This is a genomic window from Bradyrhizobium sp., from assembly GCF_036735945.1.
Taxonomy (GTDB): Bacteria; Pseudomonadota; Alphaproteobacteria; order Rhizobiales; family Xanthobacteraceae; genus Bradyrhizobium.
In genome coordinates this window covers 26,702-33,820 of the sequence record NZ_DAINNI010000050.1, presented here as the reverse complement: position 1 = coordinate 33,820, position 7,119 = coordinate 26,702, and the positions used below count along the sequence as shown (strand labels likewise).

6 protein-coding genes are annotated in these 7,119 nt (G+C 64.1%); 5 read left to right on the top strand and 1 reads right to left on the bottom strand.

Annotation, left to right across the window (positions count from 1 at the left end):
• The 4 genes from V7E26_RS17295 to V7E26_RS17280 form a co-directional block, all read left to right on the top strand.
• The coding region (locus V7E26_RS17295; protein WP_324418168.1) for an acyl-CoA dehydrogenase family protein at nucleotides 1-692 on the top strand (692 nt) is incomplete at its 5' end.
• A gap of 13 nt (nucleotides 693-705) precedes the next feature.
• Nucleotides 706-1,842 carry a thiolase family protein gene (locus V7E26_RS17290; RefSeq protein WP_324418166.1) on the top strand — a complete coding sequence of 379 codons (1,137 nt, stop codon included), beginning with the start codon at nucleotides 706-708 and terminating at the stop codon, nucleotides 1,840-1,842.
• Complete coding sequence (locus V7E26_RS17285; RefSeq protein ID WP_324418164.1) at nucleotides 1,839-2,198, top strand: Zn-ribbon domain-containing OB-fold protein; 360 nt, start codon at nucleotides 1,839-1,841, stop codon at nucleotides 2,196-2,198. The genes V7E26_RS17290 and V7E26_RS17285 overlap by 4 nt, the downstream gene beginning before the upstream one ends.
• Before the next feature lie 525 nt (nucleotides 2,199-2,723).
• Entirely contained in the window at nucleotides 2,724-3,251 is a 528-nt protein-coding gene (locus V7E26_RS17280; RefSeq protein ID WP_324418162.1) for a carboxymuconolactone decarboxylase family protein, read from the top strand.
• 14 nt (nucleotides 3,252-3,265) lie between these two features.
• Here V7E26_RS17280 and V7E26_RS17275 read toward each other — a convergent pair whose 3' ends face one another.
• On the bottom strand, nucleotides 3,266-4,519 hold the full coding sequence (locus V7E26_RS17275) for an Hsp70 family protein (protein ID WP_324418160.1): 1,254 nt from the start codon (nucleotides 4,517-4,519) through the stop codon (nucleotides 3,266-3,268).
• A gap of 227 nt (nucleotides 4,520-4,746) precedes the next feature.
• On the opposite strand from V7E26_RS17275, the gene V7E26_RS17270 reads away from it, so the two are divergent.
• Complete coding sequence (locus tag V7E26_RS17270; protein WP_324418158.1) at nucleotides 4,747-7,080, top strand: Tex family protein; 2,334 nt, start codon at nucleotides 4,747-4,749, stop codon at nucleotides 7,078-7,080.
• The last annotated feature ends 39 nt before the right edge of the window (nucleotides 7,081-7,119 follow it).

Here is a 7,119-nt window from a genome sequence, read left to right as displayed (position 1 = left end):
CCACCGCGCAGGTCGCCAACAAGATCCTGCTGCTGGCGCGCACCACGCCGCTGGAGGAGGTGAAGAACCCGACCCACGGCCTCAGCCTGTTCTATACTGATTTCGACAGGCAGCGCATTACCGTGCACGAGATCGAGAAGATGGGCCGCAAGCCCGTCGATTCCAACGAATTGTTCTTCGAGAACTTCGAGATCCCGCTCGAGGATCGGCTCGGCGAAGAGGGACGCGGCTTCGAATATATCCTGCACGGCATGAATCCCGAGCGCATCCTGATCGCGGCCGAGGCGGTCGGGCTCGGCCACATCGCGCTGTCGCGGGCCTCGGCCTATGCGAAGAACCGCATCGTGTTCAACCGTCCCATCGGCATGAACCAGGGCATTCAGCATCCGCTGGCAAAGAACTGGATGGAGCTGGAAGCCGCCTGGATGATAGTGCTGCGCGCCGGCTGGCAATACGACCAGGGCATGCAATGCGGCCCCGCCGCCAATGCCGCCAAATATCTAGCGGCCGAAGCCGGCTTCCATGCCTGCGAGCAGGCTGTCATGACGCATGGCGGCTTCGGCTATGCCAAGGAATATCACGTCGAGCGTTACTTGCGGGAATCCCTGATCCCGCGCATCGCGCCGATCAGCCCGCAGCTCGTTCTCAGCTTCATCGCCGAGAAGGTTCTGGGCCTGCCGAAGTCGTATTGAGAAACAGAGAGCCATGAGCTTCGTCACCGGCGTCGGCCTGACCTCCTACGGCAAGCACGAAGGCTCGACCTCGCTCGATCTCATGAGCAAGGCGGCCGAGCTTGCGATCGCCGATGCCGGGCTGAAGCGATCCGAGATCGACGGCATTCTCTGCGGCTATTCGACTGTTACGCCGCACATCATGCTCGCGACGGTGTTCGCCGAGCATTTCGGCATCCAGCCGTCCTACGCCCATGCCGTGCAGGTCGGCGGCGCCACCGGGCTTGCCATGACCATGCTGGCGCATCATCTGGTCGATGCCGGCGTGGCCAGGCATGTGCTCGTGGTCGGCGGCGAGAACCGTCTCACCGGGCAGAGCCGCGACGCCTCGATCCAGGCGCTGGCGCAGGTCGGCCATCCCGACTATGAGGTGACGCTGGGGCCGACGATCCCGGCCTATTATGGCCTCGTCGCGTCGCGCTACATGCACGAATATGGCGTCACCCAGGAAGACCTCGCTGAATTCGCGGTGCTGATGCGGGCCCACGCGCTGACCCATCCCGGCGCGCAGTTCCACGAGCCGATCACGGTTGCCGATGTCATGGCCTCGAAGCCGGTGGCGATGCCGCTCAAGCTTCTGGATTGCTGCCCGGTCTCCGATGGCGGCGCGGCGTTCGTAGTCAGCCGCGAGCCGACCGGTGCGGCAGCCATTCGCGTGCGCGGCTGCGCGCAGGCGCATACCCATCAGCACGTCACCGCCGCACCCGCTCTAAGCGAACTCGGCGCGGAGATCGCGATCGCCAAGGCGAAGGCGGCGTCCGGCGTCGCGATATCGGAGGTACGTTACGCCGCCGTCTATGACAGCTTCACCATCACGCTCGCCATGCTGCTGGAAGACCTCGGCCTGGCCGGCCGCGGCGAGGCGGCCGCGCGGGTGCGGGCAGGGCATTTCGGCCGCGACGGCGCCATGCCGCTCAACACCCATGGCGGGCTCCTGAGCTATGGTCATTGCGGCGTCGGCGGCGCGATGGCGCATCTCGTCGAGGCGCATCTGCAGATGACGGGGCGCGCGGGCGCGCGGCAGGTCCGCGACGCCTCGATCGCGCTATTGCATGGCGACGGCGGCGTGCTGTCGTCGCATGTCAGCATGTTCCTGGAGCGGGTACGATGAGCGACCGACTAGCCGACTGGACCAGGGGCGCCGAAGCCATCGTCTATCAGTCCTGTGGTGCCTGCGGGAAGGTGCAGTATTTCCATCGCGCCTTCTGCGCCGGCTGCGGCGCGCCTGATCCGACCGAGAAGCGCGCCAGCGGCGTGGGAAGAATCTATGCGACGTCGCTGGTGTGCCGCGCCGCGACATCAGAGACGCGCGCGCATGTTCCCTACAATATCGTGCTGGTCGACACAGCGGAGGGATTTCGCATGATGGCCCATGGCGACAACGACCTCGCCATCGGCGACGAGGTCACCGCGAGCTATCGGCCGTTTGCGGGAAGGTTGGTGCCGTATTTCGAGAAAATGAGGTGAGTGTCAGGGGAGGATGTTCACGCAACGAAGCAACCCAGATTACGCGGAACGGGTAAGAATCTGAGTGCTTCGACGCGTCAACATTCAGTGCCAGTAGAACACAACACTGGCGATGACGAGCATCGCCGTTACCGCCAGCGTTTGCGCAAGCGCTTCCGAGGCCGCCTTCCTGGTGGCTTCCTTCATGCCTCACTCCCTAGACTCGGGCATGAGTCATCCTTGCCCGTGAAGGCCTGATGAACTCAGTTTGGTTTACTCGGAACGCCCCGCGACGAGTATTCGCTCTCTTGAGTCCCCACTCAGCGAATATCGACAGGTGTCAAAATCGACGATCATTGAGGCGGCAATTGGGCTCGCTCGTAGCCGGTTTGTGCACGATAGAGGGAGTTTTTTGGCGCGTCTTTTTCGGTTTGGCTGCGGAGCTTGAGCCTGCGTCTCTCCGTTTCGGCGGTTGATCGACCCGCTGCTGCGGTGCATGATCCCTCTGTCAGCAAATCAGAAAATCGTGAAAACCCAAGGTGACGAATGGCCCGCCTCGAATACAGCGATCCCGCCAAGTACAACGATCGCACCCGCGAATTGCTCGGCAAAAACCGCAATGCGAACATCTTCCGGATGATGGCGCATTCGCCGAGCTACCTCGAGCAGTATTGCCGGCTGGGCGGGGCGATCAGGCACCGGGGCGAACTGGACCCGATCGTGCGTGAGCTTGCCATCACCCGCACCGGGATTCTGTGCCAGGCACCCTATGAAATCGTCGCCCACAAGCGGATCGGCAAGAATGTCGGTGTCACCGACGAGCAGAACAAGGCGCTGGAGAACTGGGAGGCAGCCACCTGCTTCAACGACGTGCAGCGTGCCGCGCTCGCCTTCGCCGATGAAATCGTCAGACTGCGCAAGCCGACGGATGCGACCTACGACGCGATCAAGTCGAAACTGACCCCGGCTGCCTTGATCGAATTGCAGCTCTCGGTCGGCTTCTACATCATGACGTCGAAGTTTCTCGAGACCTTTGCCGTCGACATGCAGCCGGTCACGGAAGTGGTGGGCTGATCGGCTCTTTGTGGTTAGCGAGGCCCGTATCGCCGCAGCGCTTCCAGCGTCAAACCCTTGCCGACGGCGCCGAAGATGTCACCTTCGACGATACGGCCTGTCGGCACCGCCTTGGCGATCGCCTTGCGCACATGCGCCAGCTTGACCGAGCCTCCGGTCAGGAACACGGCGTCGATGGCGTCGGCGCTCAGCCCGGCCTGCGTGAGGCAGTTCTTGATCCGCGCCGATACGCGCGTCGCAAGCTGTTTGGTGTGGCTGACGAGGTCGCCCTGGCTGACGACGGCGTTCAGTTCCGGCTCGACCCATGCGAGCGGAATCACGGCCCGCGACTGCTCCGACAGGGCGATTTTGGCGTCCTCGACTTCCATCGCCAGGGTGTGGCCGCGCTGTTCGTGGATCACGCGGATCAGCCGTTCCAGAAGTTCCGGTTCCGCCGCTTCCTGCCGCACCTGGCGGATATCGGCGAGCACGCGCGGCTCATACATCCGGTTGATGCTGGACCAGGTCGCGAGGTCGTGGAAGTAGCTCGAGGGCACGTCAAGTCCCTCGCGCTTCATGGCGCTGCCGAAGCCGAACAGCGGCATGACCACGCCGAGGCTGAGTTGACAGTCGAAATCGGTGCCGCCGACGCGCACGCCGTCATTGGCAAGGATATCGGCCGCGCGATCCGCCTTGCCGTGGCGCTCGGGGCCCAGACGCACGATCGAAAAGTCCGACGTGCCGCCGCCGATATCGGCGATCAGTGCGACTTCTTCGGACGTGATCTGCCGTTCATAGTCGAGCGCCGCTGCGATCGGCTCGAACTGGAACGTGACATCCTCAAAGCCGATACCCTTCGCGATCGTTCGCAAGGTTTCTTCCGCCTTGCGGTCGGCATCGGGCGCATTGTCGACGAAGTGAACGGGGCGGCCATGGACGACGTGGCGCAACTCGCGATCAGTCGCCTGTTCCGCGCGGCGCTTGACCGCACCGAGATAGTTGGCGATCACGTCGCGAAAGCTGACCCGCTCGCGCCCGAGCCGCGTGGTCTCGTCGATCAGGGACGTGCCGAGCACCGATTTGAGGCTCCGAAGCAGGCGGCCGGGAACGCCTTCGACATAGGCTTCCACGGCCCTGCGGCCGATCCGCACGCCGCCGTCGGCTTCATAGAAGATCGCGCTCGGGATCGCGGTCTGCGCCGCCTCCAGGGCCGCCAGAACCGGCGCGGTACGCTCGATGGTGCCGAGCGTCGTGTTCGACGTTCCGAAATCAAGACCGCAGATCGACATGGGAGGCTCCGGGAGGGAGCGTCCGTTTACACATTACGAGGCCATCAATCCACCCTTATCTCCTGTGTTTTTGCTGGCGAATCCGTGCGTTGGCGGTTGGCTGAAAGCGCCGATCCACAGATCAATTTCTTTCGTCCGGCGGGTTGGCAAATCAATCCGAGATGGTCCATAAGCTGCGTCCCGCGGCCGGTTTCGATCCGCCGCAAACGGCTTTGGAAAGAGGTTGCGTGGCAAACATCAACCGGCAGATTGCGCAAGAGCTGGGCGTTCGCGAGGAACAGATCGCGGCAACCGTCGAACTTCTGGATGGCGGCGCCACCGTTCCGTTTGTGGCGCGCTATCGCAAGGAAATCACGGGCGGGCTGGACGACACGCAACTGCGCACGCTGGAAGAGCGCCTGACCTATTTGCGCGAGCTCGAAGAGCGCCGGGTCGCGATCCTCAATTCGGTCCGCGAGCAGGGCAAGCTCGACGCGGCGCTGGAAGCGCAGATCATGGCGGCCGACAGCAAGGGCCGCCTGGAAGACATCTATCTGCCGTTCAAGCCGAAGCGCCGCACCAAAGCCGAGATTGCCAAGGAGGCGGGTCTCGAACCGCTGTCCGAACTGTTGCTGACGCAGCCGCAGAACGATCCCTCGGTCGTCGCGGCAAACTATGTCGATGCGGAAAAGCAGGTGGCCGATGTCGCGGCGGCGCTGGAAGGCGCGCGCGCGATCCTGGTCGAGCGATTCGCCGAGGATGCCGACCTGATCGGCCGGTGCCGCGAGGAGATGTGGTCGAGCGGCTTGATGATCTCGACCGTGCGCAAGGGCAAGAAGCTCGAAGGCGAGAAGTTCAAGGACTATTTCGACTACAACGGAGCACTCCACAAGCTGCCGTCGCACCGCATTCTCGCGCTGTTCCGCGGCGAGAAGGAAGAAGTCCTCGAACTGCAGATCCAGCCCGAGGTGAACCCGCCGGTGGCCGGCGTTCCCGGCACGTATGAGCTGAAGATCATGCAGCGCTTCGGAATCACCGATCAGGGCCGGCCGGGAGACCGCTGGCTGATCGATACCGCGCGATGGGCCTGGCGCACGAAAATCCAGGTGCATCTCAATATCGACCTGCGGATGCGGCTGTGGACCGCGGCAGAGACCGAGGGCGTGCGGGTGTTCGCCTCGAACCTGCGCGACCTGCTGCTGGCCGCGCCGGCCGGCGCGCGCGTCACGATGGGGCTCGATCCCGGCTACCGCTCCGGCGTCAAGACGGCGATCGTCGATGCCACGGGCAAGGTGGTGGCGACCACGACGATCTATCCGCATGAGCCGCAGCGGCAGTGGAACGAGGCGCTGGCGATCCTCGGCAAGCTCGCGGTCACGCACAAGGTCGATCTGATCGCGATCGGCAACGGCACGGCCTCGCGCGAGACCGACAAGCTGGCGACCGAGCTGGTCAAGATGCTGCCGGACTTGAAAATGTCGAAGATCGTGGTCTCCGAAGCGGGCGCATCGGTCTACTCGGCCTCGGCTTTCGCCTCCGAGGAATTGCCGGAACTCGACGTCACCCTGCGCGGTGCGGTGTCGATCGCGCGCCGTTTGCAGGATCCGCTCGCCGAACTGGTCAAGATCGATCCGAAGGCGATCGGCGTCGGGCAGTACCAGCACGACCTCGGTGAATCCAAGCTGGCGCGCTCGCTCGATGCCGTGGTCGAGGACTGCGTGAATGCCGTTGGCGTCGATGCCAATACCGCTTCCGCGCCGCTGCTGGCGCGGGTGTCGGGTATCGGGGCAGGGCTAGCGCAGAGCATCGTGCAGCACCGCGACGCCAACGGGCCGTTCAAATCGCGAAAGGCCCTGAAGGACGTGCCGCGGCTCGGGCCGAAAGCGTTCGAGCAATGCGCCGGATTCCTGCGCATCAGCAATGGCGAGGACCCGCTGGATGCATCCGGCGTGCACCCCGAGGCCTATCCCGTGGTGCGGCGGATTCTCGCCGCGACCAGGAGCGACATCAAGGCGCTGATCGGCAATGCCGATGTGGTGCGCCAGTTGAAGCCGCAGAGCTTTGTCGACGACACGTTTGGTCTGCCGACCGTCACCGACATCCTGCGCGAGCTGGAAAAGCCCGGCCGCGATCCGCGCCCGGCGTTCAAGGCCGCCGTGTTCAAGGAGGGCGTCGAGGAGATCAAGGACCTCAAGCGCGGCATGATCCTCGAGGGCACCGTGACCAACGTCGCGGCGTTCGGCGCCTTCGTCGATATCGGCGTGCACCAGGATGGCCTCGTGCACATCTCGGCAATGTCGAAGAACTTCATCAAGGACCCGCGCGAGGTGGTGAAGCCGGGCGACATCGTCAAGGTCAAGGTGCTGGAAGTCGAGGTCGCCCGCAAGCGCATTGCGCTGACGCTGCGGCTCGACGACGAGGTCGGCGCCAAGGGTCCAAAACTGTCCGATACCAAGATGCGCGAATATTCCAAGGCGGCCATGACATCGTCATCGCCGAGCAAGCCGCAGGAGCAGGGCGGCGCGCTCGCCGAGGCGCTGCGCCGCGCCGCTGAAAAGAGCGGGCGGGGCAAGGCGGGGTAGGCGGCATCGGCTTCATCCTTCGAGATGCATCGCTTCGCG

Excerpts from the sequence above, each read along its gene's own strand:
- V7E26_RS17285 (WP_324418164.1), top strand. The coding sequence starts at position 1,839 with ATGAGCGACCGACTAGCCGACTGGACCAGGGGCGCCGAAGCCATCGTC.
- V7E26_RS17280 (WP_324418162.1), top strand. The coding sequence starts at position 2,724 with ATGGCCCGCCTCGAATACAGCGATCCCGCCAAGTACAACGATCGCACC.
- V7E26_RS17275 (WP_324418160.1), bottom strand. The coding sequence starts at position 4,519 with ATGTCGATCTGCGGTCTTGATTTCGGAACGTCGAACACGACGCTCGGC.
- V7E26_RS17290 (WP_324418166.1), top strand. The coding sequence starts at position 706 with ATGAGCTTCGTCACCGGCGTCGGCCTGACCTCCTACGGCAAGCACGAA.